This window comes from Streptomyces sp. NPDC059816 (assembly GCF_042732055.1).
Classification (GTDB): domain Bacteria; phylum Actinomycetota; class Actinomycetes; order Streptomycetales; family Streptomycetaceae; genus Streptomyces.
Map to the genome: position 1 here is coordinate 144,739 of NZ_JBHWIQ010000008.1, position 15,476 is coordinate 160,214.

The following is a 15,476-nucleotide window of genomic DNA, read 5'->3' on the forward strand; positions in this document are numbered from 1 at the left end:
CACGTCCGTGAACACCCGGCCCCGGCCGACCCGCCCGGGGCCCGACCCTCGCCGGTACGTCCGGCGGGAAGGAACGGCGCGGTGCCCCGAAGATCGACCGATGAGCGGCGCGGTCCGCTGGCCCGACGACAGGGCCGGGCGACGACCCGCGCCGCGCAACGCCGCCCCCCGCACGAGGGCCCGGCCGGTACCCAGGAGGCCGGACCCGATCCGACGGGTGCCACCGGACGCGTCAGCGGGAGGATGTGGTTGGCGGGCCTGGCGGCGGTCGTGCTCGGGGCGGCACTCGGCGCCTGGCTCAGCGGACTCCCGTGGCTACTCTTCGACAAGTCCTCGGTCAAGGACGACCTCCGCTCCGGCCCCGACCTCGGAACGGCCGTGGCGAAGGTCCAACTCGACGACGAGGGCATGAGCAGGGCCACCCGCGAGGACCACCGTCCCGACGCGTCGTTACGGCGCTTCCTCGCCCGCCCGATGGTGGCGGCCTCACCGGAGTTCGACGGCAGGCTCGCCGCGGTGGGCGCCGTCAACGTCGACAAGCTGACCGTGCGCGTCGTCTTCACCAGCCGCCGCAGCCAGTTGATCAACATCATCGACATCACGCCCGAGATCGTGAAACGCGAACGGCCTTGGTCGGGAACGCTGTTCGACGCCCCGCCGCAGGGCGGCAGCCCCACGATGAACATGATGTTCGACCTGGACCGCCCACGCCCCCTCGCCCGGGACGCGGGATTCGACGAGAAGCGCAACACCCTGGCCCCCGGCAAACCCTTCTTCGCCCAGCGGACGATCAGCCTCCTGGGCGGCAAGCAACAGGTCGTCCTGATCCGCACCGAAACCAAGCGCCACTACGTCGCCTTCCGCCTCAAGGTCACCTACATGCTCGGCGACCGGACGAAGACCACCGTCATCGACGACCGCGGAAGCCCCTTCCGACTCACCGCCCTCAACGGCAGCCAGGACCGCAAGAACCTCAAGTACCCCCGCGTCTACGAGTTCCACAAGGGCTTCTCGCTCTGTCAGACCCGCCCGGCGAGCAAGGACTGCGGATGACCCCCCGCCACCCCCGCTGGGCGTGGCCCATCGGCGCCCTCCTGGCCATCAACGCCCTCCTCCTCGCGTACGTCGTCGCCCTCAGCACGCTCGAACGCAACGAGCACGCGGACCGCTCCGCGCCACCGGCCCCGGGAACGCCACCCTCTCCGTCTCCGCAGCGGAAGTCCCCGGCGTGCACGGAGGCGAACCTGGGCGAGGTCGGCGCAGGGCTGCCCGCGGCTGCCGCGCGCGACGCCCGCAAGTCCTGGCGGTCCGCGGTCGACCCGGTCTACCGTGCGGCTTGCGACCAGGACGCCCCCCGCCTCGCCGCGCTCCTGGAGTTCGAGGGTTCGCCCGAGCACTTCAACACCGCCCCGTGTCCCGAGTGCTCCGCCCTGGAGATCGTCACGATGTGGCGGGACGAGTTCGTGTTCGACGGCACCGACCTCGCCCGGCTGCTGGAGGCTCGACCCGTCCTCCAACAAGGCGGGCTGACGTTCCAACGCGGCGACGCGGTGGCCTGGTTCGCCCGCGGCACGCACGACGTCCCCGGCCAGTGGTCGGGCCTCCACCCCCGCTGCGACCTGGACGACACCTGCACCAGAATCACCTGACCCTCACACCCGCGCCGCGACGGGTCGATTCCTGGTCCCGCACGGTCGGTCGCCGGTCCGGACAGCCCCGCCGTGCCACGGGCCGCCGGAATCCACCGCTCCGTACGGGTTCACGGGTTTCGATCGGCCCGCTCGAACCTGAAGAATCTGAGTTCGGCGAACGGGACCCTGAACAAGGCCCGTTGATCCTAGGGTTACTGGTGATCCACCTGTTCCGGGTCGTGGCGGCAGCCGTGCCACCGCCGCCGTGTCGCGGCTTGCACGACGAAAGCCATGAACGTGATGCCCCCTCTCCCCATTCCTCCAGCCGGTGACGACTGGGAGTCGTCGCTGGCTCATGCCTTCGGTGTTCTGCTGGACCGGCCGCTGCCGGAGTTCGACGCCGGTGCGGAGTACGTGTTCGTCCACTGAGACGAGATGTTGTCGTACGAGATCTTCGACGACCTCGTCAGCGGTGAGCTGGACCGGGGCGCCGTCGCGCGCGGTGAGCCGGTCGACGGCGCCCGGTATCTGGAGGACGACGAAAGCCCGTTCGGATGGGGCCAGTGGTCTATCGACCTGGGGCAGTCGGTCTGGCTGTTCGGCAAGGAGGCGTTCGGCGCGGTGCTCGGCGCAACGCTGTCGGAGGCCGCGGCCGCCGACGGGCAGGGTCGGGTCCCCGTGTCCGGAGCGGACTTCGCGCGGGTGCTCGCCGAGCACGGCGAAGAGGTGGCCGGTATCGACAGGCACGAGGTGATGCCGATCCTGCTGCTGCGGATCAGGACGGATGGGACGCTGTTCGATGCGATGCGGGCCGCCACCTGGACAACGGGGGGTCCAGAGCGCCTGGTCACGCTGGAGGAGGGGGCCGAGGTGGAGCCCGACTGGGAGGAGAGGCTGGGTGCGGTTCCTAACCTCGCGCTCCGTGAGCATCTGAGCCTGCTCTGCCTGACCGCGCATTGGGCCCGCGGCTGCGGCGCCTTCTACCGCGGGCCGGGTGCCAATTCGTGTCCGCCGATGCTCGACTGGTTCGGCGAGCGGCCCGGCCACCATACGGTCGCGGGGTGGGAACTCGGCGAGGGGCAGGCAGCCTCGGCCGTCCTTCGGATCGTCTAGCTAAGGGCTGTCCTGCAAATGATCTCCGAGTTGTCTCGGGCAAGGTGGCCCACCGTGCGGGCCCTCTGGCCTATCCGGCGAGGTCGAGGTTATGCATCCGTGCGATGCTGAGCACGGTGTAGGGGACGCCGGGCTCCTTTGAGGCGGCAGTCGCGGACGATTTTCCAGGTCTTCATCCGAACGAAGACGTGCTCGACACGGGCCTGGACCTGCTTGTGGGACTTGTTGTGTTCCTGCTTCCAGGTCCGGTCCTTCAGCGGAAGGCTCCACAACCGGCCTTTGCGAACCGCGTCCGCACCTGCGCGTCACAGCACCGTCACCAGCTTGCCGAACTGCTGTGGGCTGAGCCCGGTAAACAGGGCTATCTAGGAAGGCTCCGAAGCAGTGATCACACCAGTCCCTCGGTGATCCTCGCAGTGTCGGCCCCGGGCCACGAAGCTCACATCGCCTCTCCGCCTACCGTGAGACGGCGCCGCCACCAAAGGTCAGCACGCCACTGCCGACGATCGGCGAAGGGATCAGGCAGAGTTCGGTCGAGGTACTTGGCGTCCAGGGAGGCGACCCGGTGCTTCAGTTCGGCGCGGGACCGGAAGGGCAGCTCCAGCAGAACTTCTTCGAGCACGTCACGGGCATGACGCACATCATCGAAGGAGCAGCCGCGGCATGAGCAGTGGGAGTCCTGGGGATACAAGGGCCGCCGCCCCGGCGGCTGCAGGAACGCTTGATATCGCCGCAGTGCGCGGGCCGTGGCACCAGGGAAGACGTAGTAGTCACCCGAGAGGCGCTCTGCTCGGTGTATTGCCAGGCTGGTATGGGCGGAGAGCCCGTGGATCCGAGTCGGCGGCGGATCCCCCCAAACGCGAGGACCATGGTGCTGGGCGCGCAGGTCGCCAGGCCGTCTACGCGGCATCGGCCCTTCGGATTGCCGTCATGACCGGCATCGTGCCAGCCCCACGCCTACGCAGCCAGGGATTAACGCGACAGCCCTGAGAGCGGGGCGCCAGAAGCGAAGCCGGCGATGGGCATCGTTCAGTAGTTTGGCGGCCCGCCACAGGGACAGGCCAGGCCGGAGCGCGCCCGCGGACCTATGTGGAGCGGACCATCACGGTCAGCCTCGGCGAGGCCGGTGACGGCTGGCTGTACCCGATGTCCTCGTAGCCCCATGACCTGTAGAGCGCATGGACCTTTCCGTCCCCGGCGGTCGGGTTGACCATGAGGGTGACGTACGGCTCGCCGCTGGTAGCAAGGAGGGCATCATGGATGCGGCGAGCGGTGCCGGTCTTCCGCCAGGCCGTACGTACGCCAATCTCTTTCAGGGCCACCGCAGGACGCGCGGTGTACTTCTCTGCTGGCGCTGGTGTGGAGCGCTGCCAGTAGCGATCACCATGCTCAATGGTGTTGCCATAGGCGTAGCCAACCGGACACCCGTCCACATATGCGAGGACCGCAACAAAGCCCGGTTCCATGCCGTGCCGGTCCAAACGCTCGCCGAATGTGTTGAGCGCGTAGTTCGGCAGATGGAGTAGTGGAGCGCGCACATCTGCGTACACGTCGAGGAGGTCCCCGCGGGCAGGAGCGAGGGTGGTGAAGGTACGCAGCTCGATGACAGACGCCTTGCTCATGCGGTCATCTTCCAGGTGGCCACGTGCTCAGTCCAGGTCCGCACGACGGAAGTAGCCGGCGCGGTGGCGCGCAATGCAATCCCGAACTCTTGAAGCATGCGAGCTACCCGGGCGTGCTGGGTGGCGGCTTGAGCGGGGACCTTCATTGCAGTGACCGTTGCGGCCTCGGGTGCTCCCTGTGCGAGCTGGGCTCGTGCGAGTCTGGTCGTGGCAATGGCTCGGGACCTGGCCATGTGAGGTCGAAGAGACGCCAGGCAACGATGGGCGTGGTACTCGGCGGTCGGGTACTCACCGAGCGCCGAATAGGCAAAGAGAGCGAGGGAATCCAGTTCAGCCTGATCGTAGAAGGCAAGCATCCATACCGGTCGACCGTCGGCCCTGTTGGCGCGCAGCATGGCCTCCTGCGCTTGCTCAATGGCGCGCCGAGCGCCGGTCCGATTCTGCTCCACCCCGTGGATGGCTCCTTGCCGAGCCAGGCCCAGGGAAGCGAACAGCGGGTCCCGCCGGGTGAGGTGCAGGTTGCGGGCGACGTCGTTGGCGGCGAGGGCCTCCGCGGGACGGCCCAGGTGTCGGTACATGGTTCCTGCGTGGCTCCAGATGCGGAACTTGATCGTTTGGTCACCGGACAACTCGGCAAGCGCCTGGGCCTCGCGCATATGCGCCTTGGCTACCTCGTAGCGACGACCGTCGATGGCGGCCCACATCGCCGAAGAACGGAACGCCGCCGCGGACGCGTAGAGACCGCTACGCACGCGCTGCGTCGCGCTCCCGGCGTTCTGGAGGTCCAGCGCCTCCTCGGCGAGCGCGGCTGCTTCCTGTTCGATGCCGAGTTGCCCTCCATGGCGGTGGTCGCTCACCACGATGCCGGCGAAGCGCTCGTTCAGCCGGCTGACGTCGCTCATGCCGATGCGGCGCGTCGATGTGGAGCTGGGCGCGGTGGTCGACACGGCAGCTGCCGCCAGGCCGCCGACGAGAGTTCGACGCTTCATGTCTGGGTCCTCCTCTTGCTGCTGCGGTGGGACCGGAGCCGGCGCAGGCCGCCCCCGTGGCACGAATCCCAGGGCGATCGCGGATAAGCCGGTGACGTCTTCAAGTGCGGCGCGGGTGAGCGACTTGGGCCACCGGACCCGGCCCGACTTCCACCCCCGCACCGATGAACCGTCGTGTCCTCCGGGACGCCCCGACAGCTGCTCGGTCGCTTTGTTCACGGCCTCGGCAAGGCTGTTGGAGCTGTATCCGTGCTCGGTCATCCACGCCTCAAGCACGACGTTGCGGATGTTCTCCATCCCGGCACGGTAGCTCCTCCAATCCCGACAAAGCACGCAAAGGAAGTGCCAAAACCTCCTAGGTATAAGCACGCAGCGGACGTACGAGTCCCCTAACCAGTGTCTGCTGGAGAGGAGTTGTCTAGGTACTGGCCGCCCATACCATTCGCCTTTCGGGCGGCTGTTGACGGCTCGGCCACCCGAAGGCGTTGCCAAAGGTGTGCCTGGCACCGAGACAAGACGAAAGCTCCGCCTCGATGACGAGTTCGAGAACACCACAGGCCGTTCACCTCGGCAGCCCCACGTACAGTCAGACCTTCCCCTGCGAACCGTCCACGGCTTCCACCGGACGCATGCTCGTTCGAGGGCTACTCGCCCTATGGCGTCTCAGCGATCTCGCGGACCGTGCCGGCTTGGTCGTCACGGAGCTGATCGCGAACGCAACCAGACACACCCCCTGCCCCGAGGTCCGCGTCATCATTCGACGTCCGGGAGCGGCCTGGGTCCGGGTCGGCGTCGTGGACCGGGAGCCGTCGCGCTTGCCGACGCTCGGCCCGACCTGCGATGAGGACGAGTCCGGCCGCGGACTCCTCCTCATCGACGCGGTCGCCGACCGATGGGGCTACGACCTGCACCGTCGGGGCCGACACCCGTGGTGCAAAGAAGTGTGGGCCGAGATCCACGTCAGCGGTGACGAGTGAAGGACCCGACCGCGGCGCACCTGGCGCTACCAGATGTCGCCCACCTCCGTCCCCACCAGCAGATGGCCATGGAGTGCGCCCTCTGCGCCCGCCCGCTGGGCGCGAACGGCCAGCGCTTGGGCGAGGCGCACCACCTCGGATTCCCGTTCCAACTCTGGGCGTGCGCACCGGCCTGTCGGTCCGCCGGTTGAAGCGGGGTCCACCCCCGTGCGCCACTGCCGAGGACCGCCCGGCGCGGCGGTCCTCGCTAGCATCATCGCGTCGAAGGGGGAGCCTTGGCACTGGTCCGCAAGGGGGCGCGTCGGATCGTCATCGACGGCACAGCATACCGCTGGCGCGTACGGAGCAGACCCACGTACCTCCAGGCCCTGGCTTGGACCCCGTGCGCGTTCGCGGTCGAACTCGCTGACGTTCCGGGGTCCACGCTCGTGGTCACGACCGACCGGCCCCACCCGAGCAACTGGCTAGGACACGAGACCAGCGCCGTACTGCCGGCCGACGTCGCCGAAGCCGTACGGATCGCCCTGCGGAAGGGGTGGACTCCGACCATGCCCGGCTCCCCGTTCCGCCTCGACCGGACGAACGAAAAGCTGACCGCATGACCGCGCACCGCGACCCCGCCGAACTCTTCGCCTCGACCGCCCCGTACTACGCGAGGTACCGCCCCGGGTACGACCCGGCCCTCTACGCATTCCTCGCCGAACGCTTCCACCTCGACGGCAACCAACGCGTCCTGGACCTCGGCACCGGCACCGGAGTCCTCGCCCTCCCGCTCGCCGCCCACGTCGCCGAGGTCATCGCCGTCGACCCCGAACCCGGCATGCTCGCGGAAGCCCGCCGCCTCGCCGCCGAAGGCGGCATCACCACCGTCGACTGGCGACAGGGCGACTCCACCACCCTCCCCCGCATGAACCTCCCGCCCGTCCTGCTCACCGTGATGGGCGCCGCGTACCACTGGATGGACCGCGACCAGGTCCTACGGGACCTCGACCCGATCACCGAGCCCGGCGGCGCCGTCGTCATCGTCTCCGGGGGCGCACCCGGCGACCTGGAACCCGCCCCCTGGCTGAACGTCGTCGCCGACGTCCGCACCCGCTACCTCGGCCCCGAGCGCCGAGCCGGCTCCGGCACGTACAGCCACCCCACGGAACGCCACCGACAAGTACTGGAGCGTTCACCGTTCTGCCGCGTCGAGACCACCCACTGGGACCGCACCCTCACCCGCACCGTGGACGAGGTGATCGGGTACGTCCTCAGCCTCTCCTACTCCAGCCCCGCACAGCTCGGTGAGCACCAGGACGCCTTCACCCGCGACCTCCGCACCGCCCTCCTCGCCTCCCGCCCCGACGGCCGCTTCGACGAGGTCATCCGCACCGAGGCGATCACCGCCACCCGCCCCCGACCCCGTCCGCACACGCGAAACGCCCCCGTGGTCGGTGGGACCCCGGGGGCGTAGGCGCAGGTGATGCGGGAGAGCCCCCTGTCGGATTCGAACCGACGACCTTCGCTTTACAAGTTCCCCCCGGCACCGCCCGGACCAGGGCTTTGCGCCCCGGTCGGGACCTTGGGGGTGCAGGGGGGCCGCCGTTGTACGGCGTTGTGTAGCTCTGTTGCCGTCAACTATTGCCGTCGCCCCCAGGGCACCGTGGAAAATGATCAGCGGCGGGCGCCCGCGGGCATGAGACGGCTCGTGAAGCCGTCTCGGCACAGCCGCTCGTACGCCTTCATGACGTCCTCAGGTACGTCCTGCTTGATCATGAACCCCTGTTGTGGGTAGATCACGAGCCGTTGGAGCGCGCCCACGAGCATGTCGATCACGAGTCGGCCGTCACCGATGCTGTCGACGTACTCGGGGAGCTCCATGGGCGACGAGGCACACACAACCTCGACGCCGGGCCAGAGCTTGCGTGCGGTCGCGTACGCCCGTCGCTGCTCGTAGGGCTTGGAGAGGAGCAGGACCGACGACACGTCGACGCCCTTCGCCTCCAGGAGCTCCCGTGAGCAGGTGATGTTCTGCCCGGTGTTCGTGGCGGTCGGCTCTACGAGGATCGCGCTGTCCGGCACCCCGAGCTTGAGCGCGTGTTCCCGGTAGGCGACGGCCTCACCGTCGGGAAAGCGGGTTCGGGTCGTCGGGCTGTTGGCCCCGGTGAACACGATCAGAGGGACCAAGCCCGTCTTGAACGCTTCGGATGCGGCTGTGGCGACGCTCAGGTCATGGCTGCCGAGGCCGATGGCGACCGAACAGGGCGTCGGGGCGTGGTGCATCTGGTGGTAGTCCCAGACGAGTCGTGCGTCTTCCCATGCCTGTACCGAGATCACTCGCCCCGCCCGTCTCCCGCGAGACGCAGCGCTTCGGCGGCCTCGTCGTCCGGAAGCTGTTGGGACCACGTCCTGAATGCCACCCGCGCCTGTTCCGGATCGCCCACGCCGAGCGCCCCGGCGAGCTGTACCCACGTCGCGCCGTGCCGCAGTCCCTCACGGACCAGATGCTGCTCCTGATCGTCAAGGACACGGCGGATCGCAGTGCCGAGGGCGAGTGCGGCGAGGGCGTCCCCAGCCGGAGCGTCGCTTGCGCTCCGTCCAGTGATACCCGCAGTGTGGCGCTCCCGGCGGTCCGCCAACAGCCAAAGATCGGCGGTGGGGATGTCGTCGGGGGTCGCGATGACCGCCGTATCGATCGGCTGCGGCCTTCCTTCACTCGGCACTGGAGCCTCTTTCGTCGGTCTTCTGGGCGTGGGCGGAATCGGGGACTTTGAAGTCGTACTCCCACGCGAAGCGGGTAGCGGCGTGCACACCGATGGCGAACTCCACCACTGTGCCATCCGCCGTGTACGTGGTCCGATGCAGCTCGACCACGGGTTCGCCGGGTGGGAGCTGGAGCAGCTTTACTTCCTCGGAGGTGGGGACGCGCGCGGACAGCTCCTCTTTCATGTGGTCGATCTCGTATCCCGCGTCGTACAGGACTCGAAAGCCGCCGCCTCGGCCGGCCGGTCCGGGCGTCGGGTTGACGATCCTCGTCCCCTCGACGTGCTCGGGCCGGTAGTAGCTGGTCAGGGTGTGCGTCGGCTGCTCGCCCTCCTTCACCAGGCGCGCTCGGGCGTAGACCTCGGAGCCGGCCGGTAGTCCGTGAGCTGCGGCGACGGCCGGAGGCGCCTCGACGCGGCTCACGGACTGGGTCTGCTCGCCGCGTCGGTACGCGCGTCCAGAGGCAACCCGGTCGGCAATGAACGCCACCTCGTCACCGTCGCGCCACTTGGCCTTGTCGTACCGAGCGATACCGAGCCGCTTAAGCGGGGTCTGCTGCCGCACCACGGTTCCGTGACCCCGCGATGAGGTCACCAGGCCCTCGGCCTCAAGGGCCTTGTAGGCCGCGTGGACCGTGGACTTGGAGCCCTCCCCCGCCTCCACCAAGTCCCTGATGTGCGGGAGCCGCTCGCCCGGCGCGTAGTCGCCGTTCTTGATGCTCCCGGCCAACCTGTCCGCCAGCTCTCGCCACTTCGGCGCCATTGCAGGACTCCTCTCGACAGCTCCAGTCAAACACAGTCCCAGGACTGTTGACAGTCCTGGGACTGTGCGTCATCGTCTTCTCATGAGCCGCAGTCCTAGGACAGCGGGTCGGAAGGGGTCCTCTTTGGGCTGCTTCGGAAGCGCCCGGCGGGTCCTGTCCTGTGAAGGATCAGGAGCCCCTGATCAGGGGTTACCGCGCTCGTCGGGGAGTGCTTGTTCCTTGAGAACTGAACAGTGTGCGGGTTTCTGAGCCGTCTCCCTGTAAGTGACGGCCGCGCGGGTGAAAGACCGCGCATCCCTGTCCGCTCGTTCGAGAGGGGTCAGCGAATGACTCAGCGAATGATCTGGGCGCCTTCATGCTGGACCGGCATGGACGGCTAGCCCTTCGTGTCATCCCCCTACTGCGGTCGTTCCGGGAGTTCCCCGGGCGTCGGCGGTCAGGGTTCCAGCACTGGGTGCTGGCGGTTGCCTCCGTGGCCCGACCCCGCTGGGCGGGTTCGGGTCACGTGTGGGGAGCCGGAGGTACCGGCCCCGTAGGGGGTTGTGATGATCATTGCTCTGTTCGCCGTGGCGGGCACCTTGTTGGGTGCGGTGACCACGGCGTTGCTTCAGCAGCATGGGGCTCGGGCGGAGCGTCGGGCCGCTCATGCTGATCTGGACCGGCGGGAGCGGATCGCCGCGGTTGCCGCTCTGGTCGCCGCGTTGGCGGACCACCGCCGCGCGATGTGGATGCGGGAGTCCCTGCGGCTGTCTGGTGCCCCCGCGGTCGAGTACGACACGGCCCGGGCTGACTCGCACGGCACTCGGTCGGCGATCTCCGCGCCGCTGGTGACCGTGGAGATCCTGGCCCCCGCCCTCGCTACCGCCGCGGGCACCGCAACCACGGCGGTCTACGCCCTGCGCGGCGCCATCGACCAGCACGACCTGGACCGGTTGCGCGCGGCGGCGATCGCAGCCACGGGCGACCTGGTCCGCGCCGCCGCCTGCACCACCTGACCCTTCACCGGGCGTCGGATCAGATCCGGCCCGGGGCACCGACCGCGATCACGCGGTCCTTCTCCCGCCCACGTTCGTGTGGCGGCACCTCCTGAACGGCGCGGCCCCGGTGGGCAAACACCGGGGCCGCCACGAGCCGTTCCGCCTGAGAGGAACAACCCGTGAAACACATTGTGGCCGGTCACGTGGCCGCTGACACCACCGACTTCATCGAACTCGCCATAGGCACCCCGGTGGACCTGTGGCTGGGTGACGAGACCCCGCTGGAGCAGATCGAAATCGCCCTCGGCACCCCGGTGGATCTGTGGCTCGGTATCGAGAACGAGTCCCCGTGGGAGCGGGAGGCGCGGTTGGACGCGGCCCGGGACATCCTGGCCGACACCCCGCACCTCGCCGACGACACCCTGCGCCTGGCCGCCCGAATCATCGAGGACCACGCCCCCGACCTGTTCAACGTCGTCGCCCTCCCCCAGCGCCCCACCCGCCCGGCCCGTCTGGGTCGCGGTGGCCGCGGGGTGCGGAAGGGGACTGCGGCATGAGCGCGTCGACGTTGGATGAGCGGGTGGCTTCCGCACACGAGGAGGTGCGGGCGGAGATCGCCCGCACCGACCAAAAGGCGGGTCTCCTGCTCGCGTTCGTCGGGGTGCTCCTGGCCGGGGCCCTGACCGTGGCCACCAGTACCACCTCGACCCGAGCACCGGCGTCCGCCCTGGCGGTTGGCGGAGCGGGTGTGGTGTTCCTGGTCATGGCGGCGGCGGTGGCGTTGTGGGTGGTGCGCCCGGTCCTGGCACGTTCCGCGGTTGGTGGGTTCCCGTGCTGGGCCACCCTCACCCCCGAAGACCTGTTCGCCCACATCACCCTCGACCGTCGGCTCCGTGGCATCGGGGCCCTGTCGCAGATCGCGGTGGCCAAGCACCGGCGGTTGCGTCGTGCGGTCGACTTGATCGCCGTGGGTGGCGCCCTGCTGGCCACCGCAACCGCCCTCACCTTCCTCGGGGGTGTCCGGTGAGCGACACGACCGTGTTGGCGGGCTTGTCGGCGTCGTTGGCGGCGCTGCGGGTGCTGGCCGTGGACTACGGGCATCTGCCCGCCCCGGACGTTCAGATCGGTGATCTGTTCCCGCACCGGCTGGAGCTGTCGTTCCACGGCGGCGATGGGCTGGCCGCGTTCGAGGCGTGGCGGCAGGCCCTGGACGTCCACCCGTACACGGTGTCCGCGGCGCCCCACTCCGGGGGCGAGGGCCGCATGTGGGCGTTGACCGCGACCACCCGCTTCGCGGGTGCTGCGGTCCTGCTGGTCGGGGTTGGGGAGCGGGAGGTGACGGCGTGATCCGGATCGTACGGGCGGCGCGGTTGCGGGCCCTGGTGGAAGACGCCACGCGGGCGCGGCGGCGCGTGGCCATGGCACGAGTCGTAGTCCGGGAGCTGACCCGCCAGGCGCGGGCGTCGCGGGCCGATTTCGCGGCTCTGCGTGAGGAACTGGCCGAGACCACCGCTGACCTGGAGGCGGCCCGGGCCCGGATCTTGGAGCTGTCGTTCCATCCGGACGAGTTCGGGGCCCCGCCCAGGGACGGGGCGGGTGCGGCATGAAGCTGAACCGCAAGGGCAAGACCCTGCTCGTCCTCGCTCTGGTCGCTGTCGTCGCGATGGCGTTCCGCGTGTCCTGGAACGCGTTGCGGGACGTGGCGCGGGCAATCGGCGCGGATGACACCGCGGCGACGCTCTACCCTTTCGTGGTCGACGGGTTGATGGCACTCGCGTTGGTCGCGACGCTGGTGCTGGTCGGGCCTGATCGCAGGTTCGCGTTGCGGGTGCTGGGCACCTACACGCTCGCGTCGCTGGTGCTGAACTACGTCCACGGTCTCGTGCCCGAACTCCACGGCAGCACGGTCGACTGGGGCAAGCTCGCCGACTGGCCCCCCGCCAACTACGCACTCGTGCTGCTGGCGACATCCCTGCCGGTCGGGGCGATCTACTTCGGGTCCGATCTGGTCGCCAAGATCCTGGACCATCGACCGGACACGGCCCCTGTCGAGTCGGTGTGCGGGCCGGACCGCGACGCGTCCGCACACCATCCGCACACCCCCACACACCCCACCGAACACCCCCCCACCCTGGACGCCCCAGCAGCAGAGGCCCCGGCGTTGGAGGCGGCATCTGTGCAGGTCGCGGACCGTGCGGATGGTATGCGGGACGTGGACCCGCACACCATCCGCACGGCCGACGACACCACGGCTGAGGGGGAGCTTCGGCAGGCGCAGTTCGAGGATGCACAGTTGGAGCGGACGCGGCAGGACGCACGCCGTGCGTACACCGAGTCCGCACAGGCGGGCCGCCCGCTCAGTGCGCGTGCGCTGGGCGACGCGTTCGGCATGAGCGAGTCGTGGGCGCGCAAGCAGATCCTCGCCGTCCGCGCCGAGGAAGAGCCCGGACGTCCGCAGCTGCGGGCCCTCGACACCGCGGGCGTGAGCGCGTGAGCACCCTCCCGATCTACCCCTGGCGCTTCGCGCCCGAGGGGTTGGCGACCCGCCGACAGCTGCGGGCCGCCGGGTTGCGGCCCGGCGGGCAGGACGTCGTCGCGCAGCTTGAACGGCCGCGCTGGCGGCGTCGCCCGCTGGTGGCCTATCTGTACCGCGTCGACCGGGCCCGCCCGGTGCGTCCGATGACCCCGGGCCGCCGGGCGGCGCTCGCCAAGGCGAACGCCGCCCGCCGCACCTGCCCCGCCTGTCGGAGGGACGCCGGCTACGTCATCCCCACCTCGCTCGGCACCTGCGTGCCCTGCGCGGATGCCCCCTGCCTAGGAGGACCTCATGAGTGACACCCGAGGGCCTGTGCAACTTGCCGCGGACGTGATCCGCGAAGCCATGGCCTGCGAGCGGCCCGAGTGCACGCCGGACCAGCACCACCGGTTCATCACCGAAAACATGCAGATCGCCGCCCGCCTCACCAACGAGGAGTCCGCGGCATGACTGACACGACGATCCAGCCGGTGGTGGGACCCGGTCCCGCTCCCGGCACCACACCGCCGCCGCCCTCGGTGCCGGGCCCGGTTGAGCCTGTGGCTACGGCGGGTGCGGGGCACACGGCGGGTGGGTGGCCGGTTGTTCCGCTCGCGGTGACCGGTGCGAACGCCACGACGTCGTTGCTGGCCGCGGCGGCGTTGGCGGGTGGCCCGGCGGCCCTCGCTCTCGCGACGACCGGCGCGGTCGCCCTCGGCACCACGGTCGCCACCCGGAGCCGCCGCAAGAACCGCGGGAACACCCCGCCCAAACCCCGCGCCACCACACCGCCCAAGACCACGCCACAGCCCAAAATGCCCCCGACGGACCCCGGGCGCGTCCCCACACAGCCCCGCAAGACGGGCCCCACCCCGCCGACCAAACCGACCAATTCGGTCGGGTCGAACAGGTCGGTCGGGTCGGGTGCGGCCGGCGGGGGTGGCAAGAGCGGTGGCCGTGGCCGCCGTGCCCCGGGCAACGCCCGGACCATGAGCGGTCCGTGGTCGACGGGCGCTGGCCGCACAACCACCCCGCACTCGCCCCCGAGCGTGGCCAAGGGTCGGAGCGGGGGCCGCTCGACGTCGTCTGGTGCCGTGTCGTCCCGTACGCCGGTCTCCTCCTCGCGGGGTGGGGGTCAGCCGGGGCGGCTGGGTCAGCTTCGTGCGGTGCGTGCTGAGCAGCGGGCGGCATCGCCGTCGCGTGCTGAGCGGCGGACGGAGACGACGAACGCGCGGCGGGCGGTCGCGGATGCGCGTCGGGCCGCCCGATCGAAGCCCAACGCCGGCCCCGCCGGCGGTTCTACTCCCAGGCAGGGCCAAGGTCGGGGCCGGGGTGGGTTGGGGCGGTCGGTGGGTCGTGGTGTGGGTCGGGCGGGTGCTGCTCGGGATCGGTTGGTGAAGCGGGGCCGGTCGGGTCGTGACCAGTTGGCTGCGGCGCGTGTGAAGGAGCACCGAGCGCAGGTGCGTTCCGCGGCGGCGCGGAAGCGGATGCGTCAGGCGTTGCGCAGGTCGGCGGCTCGGTTCCAGGGTCGTCGTCTGTTGGCGGCGTTGCTGGCCGCGTTGCTCGGTGTGGTCGGTCTGATCACGACGCCGTTGGGTCGCAAGTTCGGTTGGCAGTGGCTCCAGCACCCCGGCCGCCGCCTGTACAAGCACCTGATGCGGGCCGCTTTGGACGAGCGGAGCAAGCGGGACACGGCCGCGGCCGAGCAGGGCGACGACGAGGACAGCGACGAGGAGATCGGGGACCAGGCGGAGCGTCCGCAGGGTCCGGTACCCACAACCAAGGGAGTGAACGTGACTGGTTCCGGGTTCAACTTCGAGGAGCACGCCGCGGAGATGGAGACCGCCGCGCAGCAGTACGACCCCGATTCGGCTATGGAGATCCTGGCCATGGTCGAGGGTCTGCCCGTCGCGTTGATGTCGGTGGCGAACGTGATGAAGACGCTCGCGGAGCGTTCCGACAGTGAGTTCCCGTTGGAGAAGGTCGTTGCGGACGGGTTCGACGCGATCTATGGGGCGTTGATGAGCGCGGTGGCGGTGGCTGAGGACATGGGCCCGCTGTTCCGGCAGGCCCACGAGCAGGACATCGCCCGGCACGAGGACCCCCGCAACGGGCCCGAGGCGGAGAAGGGTTGGAACGTCTGA

Annotated in this window: 22 protein-coding genes and 1 pseudogene; 17 read left to right on the forward strand and 6 right to left on the reverse strand. The window is 69.7% G+C overall.

Annotated features, from left to right (window positions below; translation table 11 throughout):
• Positions 1 to 81: 81 nt before the first annotated feature.
• The 4 genes from ACFV88_RS13410 (at position 82) to ACFV88_RS13425 (ending at position 2,744) form a co-directional block, all read left to right on the forward strand.
• Positions 82 to 1,053 carry a hypothetical protein gene (locus ACFV88_RS13410; protein WP_385489728.1) on the forward strand — a complete coding sequence of 324 codons (972 nt, stop codon included), beginning with the start codon at positions 82 to 84 and terminating at the stop codon, positions 1,051 to 1,053.
• Positions 1,050 to 1,649, forward strand: a complete 600-nt coding sequence (locus ACFV88_RS13415; RefSeq protein WP_385489731.1) for a hypothetical protein — start codon at positions 1,050 to 1,052, stop codon at positions 1,647 to 1,649. The genes ACFV88_RS13410 and ACFV88_RS13415 overlap by 4 nt, the downstream gene beginning before the upstream one ends.
• A gap of 273 nt (positions 1,650 to 1,922) precedes the next feature.
• Entirely contained in the window at positions 1,923 to 2,060 is a 138-nt protein-coding gene (locus ACFV88_RS13420) for a hypothetical protein (RefSeq protein ID WP_385489733.1), read from the forward strand.
• A 6-nt stretch (positions 2,061 to 2,066) separates the two neighbouring features.
• A complete protein-coding gene (locus ACFV88_RS13425) occupies positions 2,067 to 2,744 on the forward strand; it encodes a hypothetical protein (RefSeq protein WP_385489736.1) in 678 nt (225 codons plus the stop codon).
• Positions 2,745 to 2,814: 70 nt separating this feature from the next.
• Here ACFV88_RS13425 and ACFV88_RS13430 read toward each other — a convergent pair.
• The 3 genes and pseudogenes from ACFV88_RS13430 to ACFV88_RS13440 form a co-directional block, all read right to left on the reverse strand.
• A pseudogene (locus tag ACFV88_RS13430) lies at positions 2,815 to 2,986 on the reverse strand (IS5/IS1182 family transposase); the annotation flags it as partial.
• Positions 2,987 to 3,829: 843 nt separating this feature from the next.
• Positions 3,830 to 4,366: a GNAT family N-acetyltransferase gene (locus ACFV88_RS13435; protein WP_385489739.1), complete on the reverse strand. Its 537-nt coding sequence runs from the start codon at positions 4,364 to 4,366 to the stop codon at positions 3,830 to 3,832.
• Positions 4,363 to 5,652, reverse strand: coding sequence for an XRE family transcriptional regulator (locus tag ACFV88_RS13440; RefSeq protein ID WP_385489742.1), 1,290 nt, complete (start codon positions 5,650 to 5,652; stop codon positions 4,363 to 4,365). Before ACFV88_RS13440 ends, ACFV88_RS13435 begins: the two co-directional genes overlap by 4 nt.
• 236 nt (positions 5,653 to 5,888) lie before the next feature.
• Here ACFV88_RS13440 and ACFV88_RS13445 point away from each other — a divergent pair, with 236 nt between their 5' ends.
• From ACFV88_RS13445 to ACFV88_RS13460, 4 genes are all read left to right on the forward strand, one after another.
• Positions 5,889 to 6,332 carry an ATP-binding protein gene (locus ACFV88_RS13445; protein WP_385489745.1) on the forward strand — a complete coding sequence of 148 codons (444 nt, stop codon included), beginning with the start codon at positions 5,889 to 5,891 and terminating at the stop codon, positions 6,330 to 6,332.
• Complete coding sequence (locus tag ACFV88_RS13450) at positions 6,329 to 6,523, forward strand: hypothetical protein (RefSeq protein WP_385489748.1); 195 nt, start codon at positions 6,329 to 6,331, stop codon at positions 6,521 to 6,523. Before ACFV88_RS13445 ends, ACFV88_RS13450 begins: the two co-directional genes overlap by 4 nt.
• A gap of 84 nt (positions 6,524 to 6,607) precedes the next feature.
• Positions 6,608 to 6,934, forward strand: a complete 327-nt coding sequence (locus tag ACFV88_RS13455) for a hypothetical protein (protein ID WP_385489750.1) — start codon at positions 6,608 to 6,610, stop codon at positions 6,932 to 6,934.
• Entirely contained in the window at positions 6,931 to 7,788 is an 858-nt protein-coding gene (locus tag ACFV88_RS13460) for a class I SAM-dependent methyltransferase (protein ID WP_385489753.1), read from the forward strand. Before ACFV88_RS13455 ends, ACFV88_RS13460 begins: the two co-directional genes overlap by 4 nt.
• A gap of 200 nt (positions 7,789 to 7,988) precedes the next feature.
• On the opposite strand, the gene ACFV88_RS13465 is transcribed toward ACFV88_RS13460, so the two are convergent.
• Genes ACFV88_RS13465 through ACFV88_RS13475 form a run of 3 tightly spaced genes read right to left on the reverse strand, consistent with a single transcriptional unit; the run spans position 7,989 to position 9,839 of the window.
• A complete protein-coding gene (locus tag ACFV88_RS13465) occupies positions 7,989 to 8,651 on the reverse strand; it encodes a YdcF family protein (protein ID WP_385489755.1) in 663 nt (220 codons plus the stop codon).
• Positions 8,648 to 9,037, reverse strand: coding sequence for a hypothetical protein (locus tag ACFV88_RS13470; protein WP_385489757.1), 390 nt, complete (start codon positions 9,035 to 9,037; stop codon positions 8,648 to 8,650). The genes ACFV88_RS13465 and ACFV88_RS13470 overlap by 4 nt, the downstream gene beginning before the upstream one ends.
• Positions 9,027 to 9,839, reverse strand: coding sequence for a GntR family transcriptional regulator (locus ACFV88_RS13475; RefSeq protein WP_385489760.1), 813 nt, complete (start codon positions 9,837 to 9,839; stop codon positions 9,027 to 9,029). The genes ACFV88_RS13470 and ACFV88_RS13475 overlap by 11 nt, the downstream gene beginning before the upstream one ends.
• Before the next feature lie 546 nt (positions 9,840 to 10,385).
• Between ACFV88_RS13475 and ACFV88_RS13480 the strand changes: the two genes are divergently transcribed.
• The 9 genes from ACFV88_RS13480 to ACFV88_RS13520 all read left to right on the forward strand — a co-directional run bounded on the left by ACFV88_RS13480 (position 10,386) and on the right by ACFV88_RS13520 (position 15,476).
• The gene (locus tag ACFV88_RS13480; RefSeq protein WP_385489763.1) at positions 10,386 to 10,835 is read left to right on the forward strand and encodes a protein kilB; all 450 of its coding nucleotides are present in this window, start codon (positions 10,386 to 10,388) and stop codon (positions 10,833 to 10,835) included.
• 161 nt (positions 10,836 to 10,996) lie between these two features.
• Entirely contained in the window at positions 10,997 to 11,374 is a 378-nt protein-coding gene (locus ACFV88_RS13485; protein WP_385489765.1) for a hypothetical protein, read from the forward strand.
• A complete protein-coding gene (locus tag ACFV88_RS13490; RefSeq protein ID WP_385489768.1) occupies positions 11,371 to 11,844 on the forward strand; it encodes a Pycsar system effector family protein in 474 nt (157 codons plus the stop codon). Before ACFV88_RS13485 ends, ACFV88_RS13490 begins: the two co-directional genes overlap by 4 nt.
• Positions 11,841 to 12,164 carry a hypothetical protein gene (locus ACFV88_RS13495; protein ID WP_385489770.1) on the forward strand — a complete coding sequence of 108 codons (324 nt, stop codon included), beginning with the start codon at positions 11,841 to 11,843 and terminating at the stop codon, positions 12,162 to 12,164. The genes ACFV88_RS13490 and ACFV88_RS13495 overlap by 4 nt, the downstream gene beginning before the upstream one ends.
• Positions 12,161 to 12,424, forward strand: coding sequence for a hypothetical protein (locus tag ACFV88_RS13500; RefSeq protein ID WP_385489773.1), 264 nt, complete (start codon positions 12,161 to 12,163; stop codon positions 12,422 to 12,424). Before ACFV88_RS13495 ends, ACFV88_RS13500 begins: the two co-directional genes overlap by 4 nt.
• Complete coding sequence (locus ACFV88_RS13505; protein WP_385489775.1) at positions 12,421 to 13,311, forward strand: DUF2637 domain-containing protein; 891 nt, start codon at positions 12,421 to 12,423, stop codon at positions 13,309 to 13,311. Before ACFV88_RS13500 ends, ACFV88_RS13505 begins: the two co-directional genes overlap by 4 nt.
• Positions 13,308 to 13,652, forward strand: a complete 345-nt coding sequence (locus ACFV88_RS13510; protein WP_385489777.1) for an RRQRL motif-containing zinc-binding protein — start codon at positions 13,308 to 13,310, stop codon at positions 13,650 to 13,652. The genes ACFV88_RS13505 and ACFV88_RS13510 overlap by 4 nt, the downstream gene beginning before the upstream one ends.
• Positions 13,645 to 13,803 (forward strand): hypothetical protein, encoded by a 159-nt coding sequence (locus ACFV88_RS13515; RefSeq protein ID WP_385489779.1) that lies wholly within the window; start codon positions 13,645 to 13,647, stop codon positions 13,801 to 13,803. Before ACFV88_RS13510 ends, ACFV88_RS13515 begins: the two co-directional genes overlap by 8 nt.
• A 968-nt stretch (positions 13,804 to 14,771) precedes the next feature.
• A complete protein-coding gene (locus ACFV88_RS13520) occupies positions 14,772 to 15,476 on the forward strand; it encodes a hypothetical protein (protein ID WP_385489781.1) in 705 nt (234 codons plus the stop codon).